This is a genomic window from Nocardia puris, from assembly GCF_036051655.1.
GTDB lineage: Bacteria > Actinomycetota > Actinomycetes > Mycobacteriales > Mycobacteriaceae > Nocardia > Nocardia puris.
This window is the reverse complement of the sequence record NZ_CP107943.1, coordinates 3360330-3378074: the sequence shown is the minus strand read 5'-3', so window position 1 is coordinate 3378074 and position 17745 is coordinate 3360330. Positions and strand designations below refer to the sequence as shown.

Here is a 17745-nt window from a genome sequence, read left to right as displayed (position 1 = left end):
ATAGGTCGTCGGATCCGAGTAGCGTGGCCGGAATGCAGTGTCCGAAGTGTGGGTTTCATGCAGACCTACCACCGCAGCAGGGTGCAGATCGAGCAGTGCGGTAACTGCCGGGGGATCTCCTGGACTGCGGCGAGCTCGAGAATCTGACCCGCCTCGAGGCCGGCTACGCGGCTCCGCCGCCCCCCGGTCGCGCCCGTCGCGCCGCCCGCCGCCCCCGCCTGGGGCGCGCCCGCTCCGCACTACGGCTACGTCCATCACCACAAGCACCGCGCCTTCGGCAAGATGCTCTTCTCGTCCTGATCACTGTCCGCCGGAAACGGCAGCCGCGCACCGGCCGGAGAACGGCTCGCCGAGCAAGTCGCCCGCTCGGACCGGGGCACGCGACACGGAGCCGCCCGGGAGTCGGTTTCGACCCGACTTCCGGGGGCCGTTCCTGTGGCAAACCGCTCAGGCGTGGCAGCCCCACAGGCCCCGCGCGCGGCATAGGGTCGGGTTCATGACCGAGGAGACGCAGTACCGCATCGAGCACGACACCATGGGCGAGGTCCGGGTACCTGTGCACGCTCTGTGGCGGGCACAGACCCAGCGGGCCGTGGAGAACTTCCCGATCAGTGGACGCGGGCTGGAGCGGGCGCAGATTCGCGCGCTCGGATTGCTGAAAGCCGCGTGCGCGAAGGTGAACAAGGATCTCGGGCTGCTCGACGCCGCCAAGGCCGACGCCATCATCGCCGCCGCGACGGAGATCGCCGAGGGCAAGCACGACGACCAGTTCCCGATCGATGTGTTCCAGACCGGTTCGGGCACCAGCTCCAATATGAACGCCAACGAGGTGATCGCCTCCATCGCCAAGGCGAACGGCGTGGACGTGCACCCCAACGACGACGTGAACATGTCGCAGTCGTCCAATGACACCTTCCCCACCGCCACGCACCTGGCGGCCACCGAGGCCGTGATCAAGGAGCTGGTGCCCGCCCTGGACCACCTGCGCCTGGCGCTGCTGGACAAGTCGACCGAGTGGCGCACCGTGGTGAAGTCCGGCCGCACCCACCTGATGGACGCGGTGCCGGTGACGCTGGGCCAGGAGTTCGGCGGCTACACCCGCCAGATCGCGGCGGGCATCGAGCGCGCCATGGCCACGCTGCCGCGCGTGGGCGAACTGCCGATCGGCGGCACCGCGGTGGGCTCCGGGCTCAACGCCCCCGACAGTTTCGGCACCCGGGTGGTGGCCGAACTGGTCCGCACCACCGGCATCGACGCGCTGTCGGAGGCGCAGGACCACTTCGAGGCCCAGGCCGCCCGCGACGGCCTGGTCGAGCTGTCCGGCGCGCTGCGCGTGGTCGCGGTGAGCCTCACCAAGATCGCCAACGACATCCGCTGGATGGGGTCGGGCCCGCTCACCGGCCTGGCCGAACTCCAGCTCCCGGATCTGCAGCCGGGCAGCTCGATCATGCCGGGCAAGGTGAATCCGGTGCTGCCCGAGGCGGTGACGCAGGTGGCGGCGCAGGTGATCGGCAACGACGCGGCGGTCGCGTTCTCCGGCGCGAGCGGCGCGTTCGAGCTCAACGTCTACATCCCGGTGATGGCGCGCAACGTGCTCGAGTCGATCACGTTGCTGGCCAACGTGTCCCGCCTGTTCGCCGACAAGTGCGTGCGCGGCCTGACCGCCGACGTGGAGCGCCTGCGCACGCTGGCCGAGTCCTCGCCCTCCATCGTGACGCCGCTGAACTCGGCGATCGGCTACGAGGAGGCCGCGGCCGTGGCCAAGGAGGCGCTGAAGGAGAAGAAGACCATCCGCCAGACCGTCATCGACCGCGGCCTGATCGGCGACAAGCTCACCGAAGAGGAGCTGGACCGCCGCCTCGACGTGCTGTCCATGGCGAAGGTGCGCGAGCAGGGCTAGACACGGCGAAGGCCGGGCGGTGCGACACCGCCCGGCCTCCCACCGGATCTCACGCGGGCAGGAATTCCCGCAGGTACTCCAGCTCGGCGCGCGCCGTACGGCCCTCGTCACCGAGGTCGGTGCGCTCGAAGACGTTCCAGCGGCGCAGCAGCGGCGCGAACACCAGCTCACCCTCCTTGGCCGGATCGTAGATACCGGCCTCGGCCAGCAGCTCGTCGCTGGAACGGCCGTCGGGCAGCTGCGCGGTGGGCACGTGGAAATCGGCCACGCGATCGGCGATGGCGCGCATGGTCTGATCGGGCGTGAGCGCGAACGCCGCCGCCACCAGGTCGGCGAAGAACTCCGACTGCAGTTCGTCGTCGGCGGCGATGCGCTCGGCGATCGCGGTGACGATCGGGTTCTCGTTCAGCGCCGCGGTGTTGCGGTGCCGGATGCCGGAGGCCGCCTCCTCGAACGCGCAGTTGGCGAGCACATCGATCAGGTGCAGCGGCGGGCGGCGGAAGCCGTTGGTCATGTGCGCCATGCGCAGCCGCTCCAGTTCCACCGGATCCACCGACCGGGTGACCATGAGGTAGTTGCGGATCATGATCTCGTGCCGGTTCTCCTCGGCCGTCCAGCGGCCGACCCAGCGCCACCACGGCCCGATCCGCAGGTACTTGCCGATCTCGCGGTGGTAGGAGGGCAGGTTGTCGGCGATCAGCACGCTCACCGTCAGCGCCAGCTTGGCGACCTCGCTCAGCTCGGACTGCTCCGGCGACCAGTCGACGCCGCCGAGGAACTCGAAGTTGCGGCCGTCGTCCCAGGGCACGTAGTCGTGCGGCTGCCAGCCGTCGGCGACGGAGATGTGGCGACGCAGATTCAGTTCCACCTCGTCCGCCAGCTGCTCGAGCAGTTCGCGGTCGGTCCAGAGATTTTGCACCATGACAACCTAGCTGCTCGGGCCCCGCAGCGGGGCACTACGGACATCGAACCGTCACGACACCCGCGAACGGGCCGCGGGTGTCGTGACGAATCACTAATTCCGGGTGACGGTGATCTCGCCGTTGATCCAGGTGATGGTGCCGCCGGTGAACTCGCTCTGCTTGCCGCCGGGGACGTCGGTCTCGTCGCTGGTCGGATAGCCGAGGTCGCCGTTGGCGCCGCCGTTCTCCTCCCACGCCTCGCGGATCAGGCCCCACACGATGTGCGGTTCGCCCTCCTCCGGCTCGTAGATGGTGCCGCCGACGAAGTCCTGGTAGCGGCCGTTGTTCGGGCCGGTCTCCTCGGCCTCCTCGGGGGCGCCGAGCGGACCGGTCAGGCCGCCCGATTCGAGGTACTTCTCGTAGATGTCCCCGGAGATGGTGACCTCGGCGCCGCCCGGCGTGGCGATGGTGGTCTGCTCGCCCGCCGCACCGCCGGGGGCCGGCATCGCGGTGCCGTCCGGGGAGGTGGTGTGGTCGCCCGCGTGCGTGGTCGTGGCCGCGGCGGCGGTCGTGGTGGTGGCGCTGTCGCCGTCGCCGTCGGTGTCGTCGCCGCAACCGGCGATCAGCAGGCCGGCGGCCGCGAGTGCGATGGTGAATCCAGCCGTGCGTCGAGCGTGGTGCATGTGGTCCCCTCTCGAGTAGGCAACAACGGGCAACGGCCCGGCGAATCGTGAGACGACCCGCCGGACCGCGCCCGAACTGGGTAACTCGGCGGAGTCTACCCACCCGCTGTGGTGTGAAACACGCACCTGGCTATCACATGTTGGGCCCGTACTCCTCCAGCATCTCGGTGACGAGCGCCGCAATCGGCGAACGCTCGCTGCGGGTCAGCGTGATGTGCGCGAAAAGCGGGTGCCCCTTGAGCTTCTCGATCACCGCGGCCACACCGTCGTGCCTGCCGACGCGCAGGTTGTCGCGCTGGGCGACGTCGTGGGTGAGCACCACCCGCGATCCGGTGCCGAGCCTGCTGAGCACGGTGAGCAGCACATTGCGCTCCAGTGACTGCGCCTCGTCGACGATCACGAAGGAGTCGTGCAGCGAGCGGCCCCGAATGTGGGTGAGCGGCAACACCTCCAGCATGTCGCGGCTGAGCACCTCCTCCATCACCTCCGGCGAGGCCAGCCCGTCGAGGGTGTCGAAGACCGCCTGGGCCCACGGGCCCATCTTCTCGCTCTCGGTGCCGGGCAGGTAGCCCAGATCCTGGCCACCGACCGCGTACAGCGGGCGGAACACCACCACCTTGCGCTGGGTGCGGCGCTCCAGCACGGCCTCGAGACCGGCGGTCAGCGCCAGCGCCGACTTGCCGGTGCCCGCCTTGCCGCCGAGGGAGACGATGCCGACGCTCTCGTCGAGCAGCAGGTCCAGCGCGATGCGCTGTTCGGCGGAGCGGCCGTGCAGGCCGAACGCCTCGCGCTCGCGCACCAGCTGCACGCGCTTGTCCGCCGTGACCCGGCCCAGCGCACTGGAACTCGGGCCGAGCAGCCGGACGCCGGTGTGGCACGGCAGTTCTCGCGCCTCCTCCAGATCCACCACCGATTCGGCATAGAGCTGGTCGATGCGGTCGGTGACCACGTCGATCTCGGTCATACCGGTCCAGCCGGAGGTCACCACGTCCTGGGCGTGGTACTCGTCGGCGTGCAGACCGACCGCGCTCGCCTTGACGCGCAGCGGGATGTCCTTGGACACCATCACCACGCGGCGGCCCTCGGCGGAGAGGTTCAGCGCGCAGGCCAGGATGCGGGAATCGTTGCTGTCGGTGCGGAAGCCCACCGGGAGCACGGAGGGGTCGGTGTGATTGAGTTCCACCTGCAGCGTTCCGCCCTCGGTGCCGATCGGCACCCGCTGATCCAGCCTGCCGTGCTGCAGGCGCAGATCGTCCAGGTTGCGCAGGGCCTCCCGCGCGAACCAGCCCAGTTCGTGATGATGCCGCTTGCCTTCGAGTTCGCTGATGACGACCAGCGGAAGCACGACGTCGTGTTCGCCGAACCGGGTGAACGCCCAGGGATCGGAGAGCAGGACCGACGTATCGATGACGAACGTCTTGGCACCGGCGTGACGGGTGTGCGAGGGGCGGTCCCCCTTGGTGTCGGAAGAGACAGCGGCGTCCGAACCAGCGGAACGGGAGGGCGCCGAGGGGGCGGAAACGGAGCGTGCAGCAGTCACGGTGGGCTCCTTTTGTGTCCGCGCGGCACCCGTGCGGACGATCTCGCTGGACCGGTCCGTCCTGATGGACCCGACTTGCGTCAGATGCCACGAGGGCCGGGTGCCGGCCCCCTCGTACTGAGTAGCTCAGTCACGGTCAGGACCTCCCGTACGGACCACACCGACGCGACCCGCACCACCGACGCTACCGCCGACCACCCGGTCCGCGCTCGCCGACGAATAGGCGTGTCGGTGAAGATCCCGTTAACGGGCGCATCGCACGTCCCGTTCGCCAGGGTGTTCCCGCAGGTCACCCCCGCCGGATAGAGTCGCTGACATGGCCGGTCAGGAAGAACTCGAGAAGCTGTCGTCCAAGGAACTGCACGACCGCGCGGTGCGGCTGGCGGTGCGGCGCGGGGACGTCAAATACCTGTGGAAACTGCTCACCCGCATCCCCGCCGCGGAGGCCGCCGCGGGCAATCTCGGCGAGAGCGAGGCCGAGATCAAGTACGTGCTCCCGCTCATCGACGACTACATCCACGCCGGGGACGGGGCGCTTGCCGAACAGTTGCGGCCGTACTACCTGGACTACTTGGTCGAGCATTCCTGACGCTGGCGGCCGCGTCCCAGAGCGGCTCGTGCGGCGCCCACCGCGACCCCGCGCAGCAGGTTCTCCCAGCTGAAGTGGTCGTGCCACAGCGTGATTCGGCCGTCGCGTAGCTCGAACGTGCCCGCCACCCAGAACTCGACGCGCAGCGGGCCGAAGATCAGGATGTCGGTGCGGTCGGTGAGCACGACGTCGCGGTCGGCGGCAATGTGGTGGATGCGCACGTCGAAACCCAGCCACGGCCGCTCCAGGCCGCGCAGCACCCGCCCCACCATCGCACCGCGCATATCGGGGAGCGAGGTGTTCCGCCATACCGCGTCCGGGGCGAGCAGTTCCAGCGCCTCGTCGACGGCGCCGAGCCCGAGCGCGGCGAAGAACTCCCGCACCGTGGTGATCGAGTCCTGCTGGAGGTCGAGTTCCTCGGACATTTCTCGACTCTAGGCCGAGCCGGGCGTCGGCGGGTTCGAGATGGCCCGATTCGCGATCAGGGCGGCCAGGCCGTCGAGGATGCGGTCGATGCCGAAGTCCAGTGCGGCGCCGGAACTTTCCTGTTCGGCCTCCTCCGCGAACGCGGCGAGAACCGCGGGGTAGCGGTCGCCCGCGGCCGCGAAGGTGTCGCGATAAGCGGACTGGATGCGGTCGGCGCTGACGTCGTCGGAGGCGGTGCCCAGTTGCTGGGCGAGGGCGCGGACGTGGCCGCTGAGCAGGACGACGGTGTCGAGCCGCTCCGGGCCGGTCATCCCGGTGCCGTCCATGGCCCGCAACGCCGCGTCCAGCCAGCCCATCTCGTTCGGGCCGATCGGGCGCGGGCCGACGGCGAGTTCCAGGGCCCACGGGTGCGCGCGGTAGCGCGTGAACAACGCGTGCGCCCAGTCGCGCAGACCCGCTCGCCACGAGTCACTCGCGCGGGACGGCGGTTCCCCCATGGCCGCGTCCAGCATCAGGGCGGTGAGCTGCTCTTTTCCCGGCACGTAGCGGTACAGGGACATCTTCGTGAAGCCGAGACGCTCAGCGAGCCGCTGCATCGACAGGTTCGCCAGTCCGTCGGCGTCGGCCAGCCCGATCGCGGCGTCCACGATGCCGCCGAGCGTGAGCGCGGGTTTCGGACCGCGGCGGGCCGGTCGCGCGGTGCCCCATAGCAATTCGCCGGTGCTCGGCGACGTCATCGGCGGCTCCTCCGGGGGTTGACCAGGTAACTGTGTCTACCATACGCTAATTTGCGTCCATCGGAAACAGATTCCGTCGGACGCAGTAGATTGGAGACCTCATGCGCGCGCTCATCTCCGGTGCCGGTATCGCCGGGCCCGCGACGGCCTATTGGCTGCACGATTCGGTTGGACCGTCACCGTCGTGGAACGCGCCGCCGCGCCGCGACCGGGCGTGCAGGCCGTGGACTTCAAAGGCCGCACCCACCGCACCGTGCTGGAACGTATGGGCATCTGGGACGAGGTACATCGACAGCGCACCGGCACGACGGACTTCGTATTCGTCGACGAAAAGGATCGACGCCGCGCGACGCTGCCCGGCGAGTTCACCGGTGGCGATGTGGAGATCCAGCGCGGCGACCTCGCCGAAATCCTCTATCGCCACACGGCGGACACCTGCACGTACGTCTTCGGCGACACGATTGCGGACCTGTCGGAGGCGAGCGACGGTGTGCGGGTCACCTTCGAACACGGTGCGCCGCAGACGTTCGATCTGGTCATCGGCGCGGACGGAGTACATTCCCGGGTCAGGCATCTGGCGTTCGGGCCTGAGCGCGAACACGTCAAGCACCTGGGGTATTACAACTGCGTCGCCGCCGCGAGTCCGTGGGGTGATGAGCAGAACCGTGATCGCCTCACCGCATACGGCTTCAACGCGCCCGGCCGACTGGCGATGAGTGGCGGGCCGAAAGCCCAGCAATTCTACCTTTTCGCGTCCGACGAATTCGCCTATGCGCGACGATGTGGACGCGCAGCGACGTATCGTCCGGGAAGGCTTCGCGGGACTGGGTTGGGAGATCCCCCGCATGCTGACGCCGCTACGCCCAGCTCGGCGGGCAGACGAATCCCGGGCGGTTCCTGGCCCCGCGGACCGCGACGGGCATCCGGCTGCGCAACCGGTTCGTGAACTCGCCGCTGTTCGCGCTCATGACGCGGGGTCGGCGACAAAGCCGCCGAGGACATCGACCTGATCGACTATCCGGCCGTCGCGGCGCGGTGATCAGAGGTAGCGGTGATCAGAGGTAATCGATTGCGTTTCAGTGGAACCCGGCGGGGAGTGGGTGCGTCTATAGGGTCAAACGAGCACTGACGAAGGGGCGTCGAGATGACGGTGCGAGGCACGGACGGGCGGGCGATCACCGATCCCGAGAACGCGCACAGCCTCACCCACGCCGAGATCAAGGCCGCGGCCGACGGTATGGACCCCGGTGCGGCCGGTGCCGCGAGCCGAGCGTGGGCGGCACTGGCGGCCACGGTCGCGGGGGCGGGCGAGGAGTTCGGCGCGGCGGCGGCGCAGGCGATGGAACAGGGCTGGGAAGGCGAGGCGGCGGAGTCGGCCGCGCGGCACGTGCGCGAGTTCGTCGCGGGACTGGGAGACCTGGGCGCGGCGTTGGGGGCGCAGAGCGAGCCGATCGTCGCGGCGGGGGAAGCGGCTGCGCGGTTCAAGGCCGCCATTCCCGAACCGGGCGGGTCGGAAACTGCAGCGGGGGAACGTAATTCGGCGGAGGAACAGGCGCGCGACGATATGCACGCGCTGTATATCGAGCCGTTTCTGCGCGTCGCGGGGAGTCTGCCGACCTTGCCGGAGCCGTTCGCGTCTTCGTCGGGGGCGGGTGGTGGTTGGGGTCCGCTGCTCGGGGTGTGGAGCGGCGGATCCGGCGATCCGGGGGGCGAGGAGGGCTGGGGTACGGACGCCGGTCGCGAACCGGACAGCGGCGCGGATCAGGGAGCTGATGCCGGTCACGGAACCGGTGCGGGTCACGGAACTGATGCGGGCGAAGGAACCGGTACGGGTGCAGGCACCGATGCCGATCAGGGAATCGACGCGGATCAGGGTGCGAACTCGGAGGTGGATACGAATCCCGCCGGGGACGACGGTGACGGCGCAGGCGGGAATCGACCCGAAAATTCCACGCAAGGCTCGCAGGACTCCTTGCTGGGCGGCGACCAGCCCGGCGAACAGGGCCGGCCCGACGATCAATCCGAGGCCCAGGGCGATCCCGCCAACCAGTCGGGCGACGACCAGGCCGAGCCGGGTGCGACCCCCGAGAGCGAGTCGCCGGACCAGAACCCGGAGGATCCGGCCGCACAGGAGAATCCGAGCGGTACGGACCCCGTGACAGATCCGGACCACGCCACGGATGATCGATCGTCGGACGGTGTCCCGCGACCCGGTGGCGGCGAGACGAACTCCGGTGACCAACCGGGTAACAACCACCCGGCCCCGGGCACGTCCACACCGAACGACACCACCCCGTCGAACTCGGTTACCGCGCAGTCGCTTTCACAGCCACCCGCACACCAACCGCAGGGATACCAGCCCGGCCCAGCACCCACGTCACCCATCGGCACCACCCCCATCGCAAGCCCCACACCAACGCCCGCACCCGCATACACAGGCCAACCCGCACCGCCAGGCTTCTCCCCCACACCGGAAACCCCTTCCCGCCCAGGCATTCCGACGGGCAGCACCGGTCTCCCCACTCCCCCACCCGCGCCGGGCTCGTCGGTCGCCGCCACACCCACGACTCCCCAGCCACAGCCCGGCCAACCCCGACCTTCTCTTCCCGGCGCACCGGGTTACGCCGGTGCGTTCGCCGCCGCACCCCGGGCGCGAAAGGAGGAGGACGGCGAACACGACACGGCCCGGTACCTCCGCTCCGAAGAGCACGGTCGAGAACTGATCGGCGAGATCCCCAAGACGGTGCCGCCCGCCCTGGGGGCCGACTGATGAGCCGCTGGACGTTCTCGTCCGAGCAATTCGCGGCGCTGTGGTTCGGCACCGGACTGGATCGGATGCCGTTCCCGTTCCGCTTCACCAGCCGCTACCCCGGTCTGCGCGAATACCGCGACTACCAAAGGGATTTCCGCGCCGAACTGGAGGACGAGGAGCACACGCCGCTGCACCGCTGCCTGCACGTGCTGGCCCACCCCGACTGGCGCGTCGAACTCCTTGGCATCGACAACCGCAAGGGCGGGATCGAGATGCGCGGTATCGGCTGCGGGAACCGCGCGGGTGCGGGCATGGTCGCATTCCAGAACCCGGCGCCCGATGGCGGGAAGATCCAAGTGCGTCGCTGTCGCGTCGACCAGCTCGCTACCGAACTCGTGCGGCTGCTGCCCGATCCGCCGCCGGGCACCGTCGCCGAACGCGGCTACCTACTCGACGACATCGCAGGCGACCGCGCCGCCGACAACGACACCAGGGAGCGCTACCACCGCTTCTGGCGCCAGAAATACACCACCCGCGGCGCCGCCACCGTCCTGCTCGGCCCCCGCAATGCCACCCCACAACGCACGGGCCGCATCCGCTGGATCGACACCCCCGACGGCCGCTACTGCGAAGTCCCCGCCAACCGCTCCCTCATGATCCGCCCCGCCCGCAGCACCGACATCATCCGCTACCTGGACGAGTCCATAGTCCGCACCCGCGCCCGCCTCGACCGATGAGCGGACGCCCCGCTCGGGACAGCGATGCTCGTAACTTGCACAATCACCTGAGGGGTTCCCTGCCTGTCACTCGAATCGGTCCGGACGACGACGCCCTCGACAGGGCGACGCGTTCGATGGGAGCCACTACCGACGACGCCGTCAGCGCCGCACGCGGCGGCCTCCAGCGCGCGACGCGTGAACGCGGCGCGACGGCGGCGCGCACGCGGACAGCGTGGCGATTTCGAGCAGACGGCGACCGCGCACACTGCCGCGAAAGCCGCGCAGAAGAAGGTCTTCGAGCAGTGATCACCTGACGGCCAGCCCTTGAATTGGTCAGCTTATCTGACTATATTGATCAGATAAGCTGACCAACTCCCGAAGGGGTGACCCCATGGTGCACCGTGTGGAGCTGTTCGTCGATCCGGCGTGCCCGTACACCTGGATCGCGTACCGGTGGCTCAGCGAGGAAGTGCATCAGCGCAGGCCGATCGCGCTGCGCTTGCGCCTGATGAGCCTTCACCTGCTCAACACCGCCCCCGCACCCGACTACCGCGCGCAGCTAGCGGTCGCCGACCGGCTCACCCATCTCGCCGCCGGGATACGCGCCGCGCACGGGGAGGCCACGTTCACCCGGTTCTACCGCGAGTTCGGGCGCACATTCTTCACGCCCGCCCACACCGACATCGTCATCGCCGCCCGAGAAGATCAGCGGCCGTGGGCGACTCAGCTCACCACTGCCGTGGACGCCGCTCTCCACACCATCGGCCTCGAGCCACCGGCCGACATCACCGCCGCCGACGCCACCCTGCGCGCGGAGCACGCCGAGGCCATCGCGGCCGTCGGCACCGACGTCGGCACACCCGTCCTCCGCATCGACGGCGCGGCCTGCTTCGGCCCGGTGCTCAGCGCCGTCCCGCGCGGACGCGACGCCCTCGACCTCTTCGACGGCGTCCGCCTGCTCACCGCCCACCGGCACTTCTTCGAACTCAAACGAACCCGCCTGCGCGAGTTGAGTTTCCACTGAAACGCCGAGCGGCACCACCCACTTGTCGTCGGTTACAGCGAATCTCGGCATCCACTGAACGCCGACCGCCACCCACGTGAGCTACCGCGGAACTCGACCTCCACGGAAAACGCCGAGCGCCCCCGCACCAACGGCACGGGAGCGCTCGACGAAAACGGGCTCAGCCCAGCAGGTTCCAGTCTTCCAGACCCTGGTACAGCGGCACGCTCTGCGCGAGTTCGGTGACGCGGCCGCGCAGCGTCTCCACATCGGAACCGCCGGCGAGCGCGGTGGCGATGATGTCAGCGACCTCGGTGAACTCGGCGTCGCCGAAACCGCGGGTGGCCAGCGCGGCGGTGCCGATGCGCAGGCCGGAGGTGACCATCGGCGGGCGCGGGTCGAACGGAACGGCGTTGCGGTTCACCGTGATACCGATCTCGTGCAGCAGATCCTCGCCCTGCTGGCCGTCGAGCTGCGAGTTGCGCAGATCCACCAGCACCAGGTGCACATCGGTGCCGCCGGTCAGCACGCTGACCCCCTTGCCCGCCACATCGGCGCCGGTGAGGCGCTCGGCCAGGATCTTCGCGCCCGAGAGCGTGCGCTCCTGACGGTCACGGAACTCCGGGGTGCCCGCGATCTTGAACGCCACGGCCTTCGCGGCGATCGCGTGCATGAGCGGACCGCCCTGCTGGCCGGGGAACACGGCGCTGTTGAGCTTCTTGGCCCACTCCTGCTTGGCCAGGATCAGGCCGGAGCGCGGGCCGCCCAGGGTCTTGTGCACGGTGGAGGAGACCACGTCGGCGTAGGGCACCGGCGAGGGGTGCAGCCCGGCGGCCACCAGGCCGGCGAAGTGCGCCATATCGACCCACAGGTAGGCGCCGACCTCGTCGGCGATCTCGCGGAACGCGGCAAAATCCTGGTGGCGCGGGTAGGCCGACCAGCCCGCGACGATCACGCGCGGCTGCGCCTCCCGCGCGATCTTGCGGACCTCGTCCATGTCGATCCGGTGGTCTTCTTTGCTCACCCCGTAGGAGTGGACCTCGTAGAGCTTGCCCGAGAAGTTCAGGCGCATGCCGTGGGTCAGGTGACCGCCGTGCGCGAGGTCGAGGCCGAGCAGCTTCTCGCCGGGGTTCATCAGCGCCATCAGCACCGCGGCGTTGGCCTGCGCGCCGGAATGCGGCTGCACGTTGGCGAATTCGGCGCCGAAGAGTTCCTTGGCGCGGTCGCGGGCGAGCGTCTCGACGACGTCGACGTGCTCGCAGCCGCCGTAGTAGCGGCGGCCGGGGTAGCCCTCGGCGTACTTGTTGGTGAGCACGCTGCCCTGGGCCTGGAGCACCGCGCGGGGCACGAAGTTCTCCGAGGCGATCATCTCGAGGGTGTCGCGCTCCCTGGCGAGCTCGCCTGCCATCGCGGCAGCCAGCTCGGGATCGAGCTCACCGAGGGACTGGGAATTGACAGAGGCGGTCGTCTGCGTCACCGGCCCAGTCTATGGGGCCGCGTCGGCGCAGATCACGCGGGGTTCGACCGGTGACCGCGGGGTGATATGGCACACATCCGGCCTCAGGTCCGCGGCGGTCCGGCGTCGAGCAGCAGCGCGAGGTTGGCCGCCACGTCGTCGAGCGGGCGGGTCGTCTTGCCCGCGCGGGACTGCACGATGGCGCCCTCGATCGCGCTGATGACGAAGCTCGCCAGCGAGCGCGACCGTTCGGCGCCCACCCCGTGCTCGGCGAGAGCGGCGGCGAGCAGTTCGGTCCAGTCGCCGAAGACCTCGCCCGCAGCCGATTGCGCGCGCGGCTCCGATTCGGCCAGCGCCGCGCCCACCACCGGACAGCCCGCGGTGAAATCGCTGGTCTCCAGGGTCTGCTTCCACCAGTCGACGAGCGTCGCCAGCCAGTCGGCCGGCGCACCCTGCGCGGTGACGCCGGTGAGCAACGCCGACATCCGCCGCCCCGCCGCCTTGGTCGCCGCCTCGACCAGTTCGCCCTTGCCGGACGGGAAGTGCTGGTAGAGCGAATTGCGCGAGGTGTTGCTGCGTTCGAGCAGGGCGGCCAGTCCGGCGCCGTGCACCCCGTGTTCGCGCACCAGCTCGATGGCGCCCTCGATCAGCCGGTCGCGCGGCCCCATACCCATGCGTCGCTCCTTCCGCTTGCGTGGACCGATCGGTCCATGTTGCAATCATGACAGATGTGGACCGATCGGTTCACCGAAAGGACGGAATCACCCATGAGTACCGCCGCCCCGATCGATCCGGCCCAGCTCTCCGGGCTCGAATTGCTGCGCACCGCGCTGGCGCTGGAGGACCGCCCGCCCGTCATCGGCGATCTGCTCGGCTTCGAGGTCGAGGAGATCGAGCACGGCCGCGTGACGTTCGCGCTGCACACCCGGCCCGAGTTCGCCAACCCGCTGGGCACCACGCACGGCGGCATCTGCGCCACGCTGCTCGACTCGGTGATGGGCTGCGCCGTGCACACCACGCTGGAGGCCGGCGTCGGCTACAGCACGCTCGAACTCAAGATCAACTACATCCGCGCCGTCCCCACCGACGGGCGCAAGCTCACCGCCACCGGCACCACCATCCACGTGGGTCGCACCACCGCCACCGCCGAGGGCCGCGTCCTGGATGCCGAGGGCCGGCTCGTCGCGCACGCCACCACCACCTGCGTCATCTTCCGCTGAAGGAGCCCACCGTGCCGACCTCGACGAGTCTGCGAAAGTTCAAGCGGGAGCGGTTCATCGGCCGCTACCTCGCCAATCCGGCGGTCGCCGCGCTCGACCGCGTCGGCATCCGGTCCAAGCTGGTGTCCGAACTCGAGACGACCGGCGCGAAGACCGGACTGCCGCGCCGGGTGCCGGTGACCGCGACCTTCGACGACGACGGCGCCTGGGTCATCTGCCAGCACGGGCAGCGGGCGGGCTGGGCGCGCAATATCGCCGCCGACCCGCAGGTGCGCATCCGCCGCGGCGACCGCTGGTACACCGGCACCGCCGAATTCGTCCCGGACGACGACGTGGTGGCGCGGGCGCGGACCTTCGCCGACGGGCGGATCATGCGGTCGGCCGTCGCGTGGACGGTGCGGGCGCTGGAGACCGACCCGGTCTCGGTGCGCATCACCTTCACGTCCTGACCGGGGTCCGGCGATCACCCGTAGGCATCGCCCGGACCGAGCGAACCGCCCTGAGCTGGGAATACGTCTGTCGACCCGAATATTCGGGGCAGGACAACGGGTAACGAGAGGCCCGGCGCGGACCGGTCTACCGGGTGTACGTCACGCCCGACCATCCGAAGGAAGTGTCACCCATGCTGCACCCGGTCTCCGTGCCCAACAACCCGATCGAAGCGCTGCTGCGCACCATCTCCTGGCTGATCTGTTCGATCTCGTCCGGCCAGGGCTGCGCGATCATCCAGTGACGGCGCGGCCGCTCACATCCGGCGCACGGCGGCGGGTGTGAGCGGCTCGTCCAGCAGCCGCCGGAAGCGCTCGGCCCGGTCGTCGGCGTCGGCCGCGCGATCCAGCCACCCGCCGAGCAACCGATACCCTTCCACGTAGGTGCTGATGTAGGCCCGCCACAGCGGCGAGGAGAGGAACCGCAGCGATTGGCGCGCCCGCTCCGGCGGCAACAGATTCCACCGCTGGAGGAACTCCGCCACCTCGGTCTCGTCGAGGCGGCGGTCGTGCAGGAGCAGCGCCGCGTCCTGCCGCACACCGAGCAGTTGCGCCGACGCCTCGGCCAGCCGCTCGGCGCGTTCCCCGTCGAAACGCAAGCCGAGATCCGCGTAGATCTCCTGCGCCCACTTACCCCAGCCGGGGCCGACGATCGACCGCAGGGCCAGATCGGCCAGACCCTCCGCCATCAGGCACTGCGGCGTGTTCACCAGGAACAGCGTCTGTTCCGCCTGTCCCGCCGCCACCAACCCGGCCTCCTTGCGGCAGTGCTCGGTGTGGTGGCCCGGATAGGACTCGTGCGCGATCAGATGCGGCAGGTTCGCCATGTGCTGCTTCAGGTCCGAGTTGATCGCGACCGTCGACCGGTAATCGCCCAGGTAGTAGTTGAATCCGGACCACGGCTTGTCGCCGACCACCTCGTAGGCGACGTGTTCGTGGTCGGGCAGCGGATAGCGGGCGCGGACCAGTTCGCGCAGCGCGCCGGAGAACGCCTCCACGCAGTCGCGCAGCCGCTCCGGCGGGATCTCGTCGGCCTTGCGGTGCGCGGCGACGCGTTCGGCCAGCGTGCCGTCGCCGGCCAGCACCTCGTCCATGCGACGGTGCGCCTCGCGGTAGTCGGCCTCGTCGCCGGGCGCGATGTCGACGTCGAAGTAGGAGCGGACCTCCTCGACGAACGGGATGTCCTCGCCGGCGAACTTGCGCGCGGAGGTCTCCAGCGCGCGCAGGTGCGCGTCCAGGAATTCGGTGCGCTCCGGGACCAGGCCCGCGTCGGGCAGCGCCGAGCGCAGATCGGCGGCCTTGCGGGCCAGCTCGCGCGGCTGCGGCGCGGGTGCGTTCTCGCTGTCCCTGCGCAATTGGGGATCGCCGGTGTAGGCGTCCACGAAACCGGATTCGAGGCGATCGAAGGCTAGACCGAGCCGCAGGTACTCGGTGACGAGCGGATGCGCTTCCATACCGGCCGACCCTAGCGCGCACGCGCGCGCGTGTTAGGCGCTGTGATGATCACCGCACGTCCGGGCGGTTACCAACCGGTAGCGGGACCCCCCGTTTCACCCCGCGCCGGTACCGGGGGAACAATTCGTCCATGCGGCAAGAGCTGGACCGAATCTCACCGGGGGGACCCGACAGGAGTGCGTGTTTGCCGAAACGGAGCGTCGGGTAAGTGGCACGAATGAGCGAGCCGAGTCCGTATGTGGAATTCGACCGGAAGCAGTGGCGAACCCTTCGCAAATCGACTCCCCTGGTGCTCACCGAGGAAGAACTCATCGGTTTGCGCGGTCTCGGCGAACAGATCGACCTGGAGGAAGTGGCCGAGGTCTATCTGCCGCTCGCTCGTCTGATCCACCTCCAAGTCGCCGCCAGGCAACGGCTTTTCGCGGCCACCGCGACATTCCTCGGGGAGACGCATCCGGACCGCCAGGTGCCCTTCGTGATCGGCGTGGCGGGCAGTGTCGCGGTCGGGAAGTCCACCACGGCGCGTGTGTTGCAGGCGTTGCTGGCGCGCTGGGATCACCATCCGCGTGTGGATTTGGTCACAACCGACGGGTTCCTCTACCCGACCGCGGAACTCACCCGGCGTGGGATCATGCACCGCAAGGGATTCCCGGAGAGCTACGACCGCCGCAAGCTGCTGCGCTTCGTCACCGAGGTGAAATCCGGTGCGTCCGAGGTGTGCGCGCCGGTGTACTCGCACATCTCCTACGACATCGTGCCGGGCAAACTGCACTGCGTGCGCCATCCCGACATCCTGATCGTGGAGGGGCTCAACGTTTTACAGACGGGTCCGCGTTTGATGGTCTCGGATCTGTTCGATTTCTCCATCTACGTCGACGCCCGCATCGAGGACATCGAGAACTGGTACGTGCAAAGGTTTCTCACGCTGCGCGCCACCGCGTTCGCCGACCCCGACGCCCATTTCCACCACTACGCCAATTTCACCGACGAACAGGCCACCGCCGCCGCCAAGGAGATCTGGAACTCCACCAACCGCCCCAACCTCGTCGACAACATCCTGCCGACGCGGCCGCGCGCCACCCTCGTCCTGCGCAAGGACGCCGACCACAGCATCAACAGGCTCCGCTTGCGGAAACTCTGAAATATTCAGACATACCGGGCATTACAGGCACCGGCGCACCGAACACCCCGCGCGGCAGCGGGAATAGCTACATAGAATCGAATTCCACTGGGGTGCACAAACTCCCGATCTACAATGCCCAGGCCTGATCCAGGCGGGTCGCCACGTCGATATCGAGGACGGCGGCGATGTGAGGTTTGCGGAGTTCGGCGCTGAGATACGTGGCGACGAAGCGGCGGATCTCCTCGTCCACGCCCACCAGGTGACGAAGGAGCTGGGCGCGTTTCGTGCCCGCGGCCACGTTGACGCGCACGTCGCGCGGATGCGGGTCGGCGATGTCGATGAGCACGCGCAGGGGCTCGGCGGTGCGGGCGGCCAGGCGCAGCTGGATGGCGCCGTCCACCTCGAAGCGGTGCCGGTCGATACCGAGATCGACCAGCAGGCCCACGCGCAGCGGCAGCACCAACCCGAAGTCGATGATCTCGTCGACGCGACGGTGCACGAGCGGTTCCCCGAGCCGCACGTGGGCGGCGACCTTGGCCAGCCGGGCGGGCCCGACCCGGATCGGACCGACGTCGAAGGCGGTGCCGGTGAGCGCGGCGAACGCGGCCGCGATGCGCTCCTCGGAGACGGCGTACTCGAGGAAGCGGCGGCCGAACTCCTCGTAGCTGATCGGGCGCTCCGGTGCGGCAACCGGCACCCGCGGGGTCTGCGTCAGAACATGCACGGACCGGACGGTACTGGAATATTATCGT

The 17745-nt window shown here is 69.2% G+C and carries 19 protein-coding genes; 10 read left to right on the top strand and 9 right to left on the bottom strand.

Annotation, left to right across the window (positions count from 1 at the left end):
- Together OHB21_RS37505 and OHB21_RS15420 are read left to right on the top strand one after the other, a co-directional pair.
- Positions 1–147 (top strand): zf-TFIIB domain-containing protein, encoded by a 147-nt coding sequence (locus tag OHB21_RS37505; protein WP_407675243.1) that lies wholly within the window; start codon positions 1–3, stop codon positions 145–147.
- A 349-nt stretch (positions 148–496) separates the two neighbouring features.
- Positions 497–1900, top strand: a complete 1404-nt coding sequence (locus OHB21_RS15420; protein WP_195141995.1) for a class II fumarate hydratase — start codon at positions 497–499, stop codon at positions 1898–1900.
- A gap of 49 nt (positions 1901–1949) precedes the next feature.
- On the opposite strand, the gene OHB21_RS15415 is transcribed toward OHB21_RS15420, so the two are convergent.
- The 3 genes from OHB21_RS15415 to OHB21_RS15405 form a co-directional block, all read right to left on the bottom strand.
- Entirely contained in the window at positions 1950–2822 is an 873-nt protein-coding gene (locus tag OHB21_RS15415) for an acyl-ACP desaturase (RefSeq protein WP_067508293.1), read from the bottom strand.
- Between the two features lie 93 nt (positions 2823–2915).
- Positions 2916–3485, bottom strand: a complete 570-nt coding sequence (locus OHB21_RS15410; RefSeq protein ID WP_195124763.1) for an LGFP repeat-containing protein — start codon at positions 3483–3485, stop codon at positions 2916–2918.
- 133 nt (positions 3486–3618) lie between these two features.
- A complete protein-coding gene (locus OHB21_RS15405) occupies positions 3619–5025 on the bottom strand; it encodes a PhoH family protein (RefSeq protein ID WP_067508288.1) in 1407 nt (468 codons plus the stop codon).
- A gap of 316 nt (positions 5026–5341) precedes the next feature.
- Between OHB21_RS15405 and OHB21_RS15400 the strand changes: the two genes are divergently transcribed.
- Complete coding sequence (locus OHB21_RS15400) at positions 5342–5614, top strand: hypothetical protein (RefSeq protein ID WP_067508286.1); 273 nt, start codon at positions 5342–5344, stop codon at positions 5612–5614.
- Here OHB21_RS15400 and OHB21_RS15395 read toward each other — a convergent pair.
- Positions 5593–6039: a limonene-1,2-epoxide hydrolase family protein gene (locus OHB21_RS15395; protein ID WP_067508284.1), complete on the bottom strand. Its 447-nt coding sequence runs from the start codon at positions 6037–6039 to the stop codon at positions 5593–5595. The genes OHB21_RS15400 and OHB21_RS15395 overlap by 22 nt on opposite strands.
- Before the next feature lie 9 nt (positions 6040–6048).
- A complete protein-coding gene (locus OHB21_RS15390; RefSeq protein WP_195141994.1) occupies positions 6049–6777 on the bottom strand; it encodes a TetR/AcrR family transcriptional regulator in 729 nt (242 codons plus the stop codon).
- A gap of 184 nt (positions 6778–6961) precedes the next feature.
- Between OHB21_RS15390 and OHB21_RS15385 the strand changes: the two genes are divergently transcribed.
- From OHB21_RS15385 to OHB21_RS15370, 4 genes are all read left to right on the top strand, one after another.
- Entirely contained in the window at positions 6962–7723 is a 762-nt protein-coding gene (locus tag OHB21_RS15385) for an FAD-dependent monooxygenase (RefSeq protein WP_324191971.1), read from the top strand.
- A 198-nt stretch (positions 7724–7921) separates the two neighbouring features.
- Positions 7922–9547: a hypothetical protein gene (locus OHB21_RS15380; protein WP_195141993.1), complete on the top strand. Its 1626-nt coding sequence runs from the start codon at positions 7922–7924 to the stop codon at positions 9545–9547.
- Entirely contained in the window at positions 9547–10266 is a 720-nt protein-coding gene (locus tag OHB21_RS15375) for an ESX secretion-associated protein EspG (protein WP_195141992.1), read from the top strand. The genes OHB21_RS15380 and OHB21_RS15375 overlap by 1 nt, the downstream gene beginning before the upstream one ends.
- Before the next feature lie 373 nt (positions 10267–10639).
- Positions 10640–11272, top strand: a complete 633-nt coding sequence (locus tag OHB21_RS15370; protein ID WP_067508276.1) for a mycothiol-dependent nitroreductase Rv2466c family protein — start codon at positions 10640–10642, stop codon at positions 11270–11272.
- Between the two features lie 160 nt (positions 11273–11432).
- On the opposite strand, the gene glyA is transcribed toward OHB21_RS15370, so the two are convergent.
- Positions 11433–12728 carry a serine hydroxymethyltransferase gene (gene glyA, locus OHB21_RS15365; protein WP_067508274.1) on the bottom strand — a complete coding sequence of 432 codons (1296 nt, stop codon included), beginning with the start codon at positions 12726–12728 and terminating at the stop codon, positions 11433–11435.
- An 83-nt stretch (positions 12729–12811) separates the two neighbouring features.
- The gene (locus OHB21_RS15360) at positions 12812–13381 is read right to left on the bottom strand and encodes a TetR/AcrR family transcriptional regulator (protein WP_228789034.1); all 570 of its coding nucleotides are present in this window, start codon (positions 13379–13381) and stop codon (positions 12812–12814) included.
- Between the two features lie 93 nt (positions 13382–13474).
- Here OHB21_RS15360 and OHB21_RS15355 point away from each other — a divergent pair, with 93 nt between their 5' ends.
- Positions 13475–13927 carry a PaaI family thioesterase gene (locus tag OHB21_RS15355; protein WP_195141991.1) on the top strand — a complete coding sequence of 151 codons (453 nt, stop codon included), beginning with the start codon at positions 13475–13477 and terminating at the stop codon, positions 13925–13927.
- 11 nt (positions 13928–13938) lie between these two features.
- Complete coding sequence (locus OHB21_RS15350; protein WP_232331723.1) at positions 13939–14376, top strand: nitroreductase/quinone reductase family protein; 438 nt, start codon at positions 13939–13941, stop codon at positions 14374–14376.
- Between the two features lie 296 nt (positions 14377–14672).
- On the opposite strand, the gene OHB21_RS15345 is transcribed toward OHB21_RS15350, so the two are convergent.
- Positions 14673–15869, bottom strand: a complete 1197-nt coding sequence (locus OHB21_RS15345; RefSeq protein WP_067508271.1) for a DUF885 domain-containing protein — start codon at positions 15867–15869, stop codon at positions 14673–14675.
- A gap of 209 nt (positions 15870–16078) precedes the next feature.
- Between OHB21_RS15345 and coaA the strand changes: the two genes are divergently transcribed.
- Entirely contained in the window at positions 16079–17011 is a 933-nt protein-coding gene (gene coaA, locus OHB21_RS15340) for a type I pantothenate kinase (RefSeq protein WP_067508269.1), read from the top strand.
- A 109-nt stretch (positions 17012–17120) separates the two neighbouring features.
- Here the strand turns inward: coaA and OHB21_RS15335 are convergent, their stop codons facing one another.
- Complete coding sequence (locus OHB21_RS15335; RefSeq protein WP_324191970.1) at positions 17121–17717, bottom strand: hypothetical protein; 597 nt, start codon at positions 17715–17717, stop codon at positions 17121–17123.
- Positions 17718–17745: the final 28 nt, after the last annotated feature.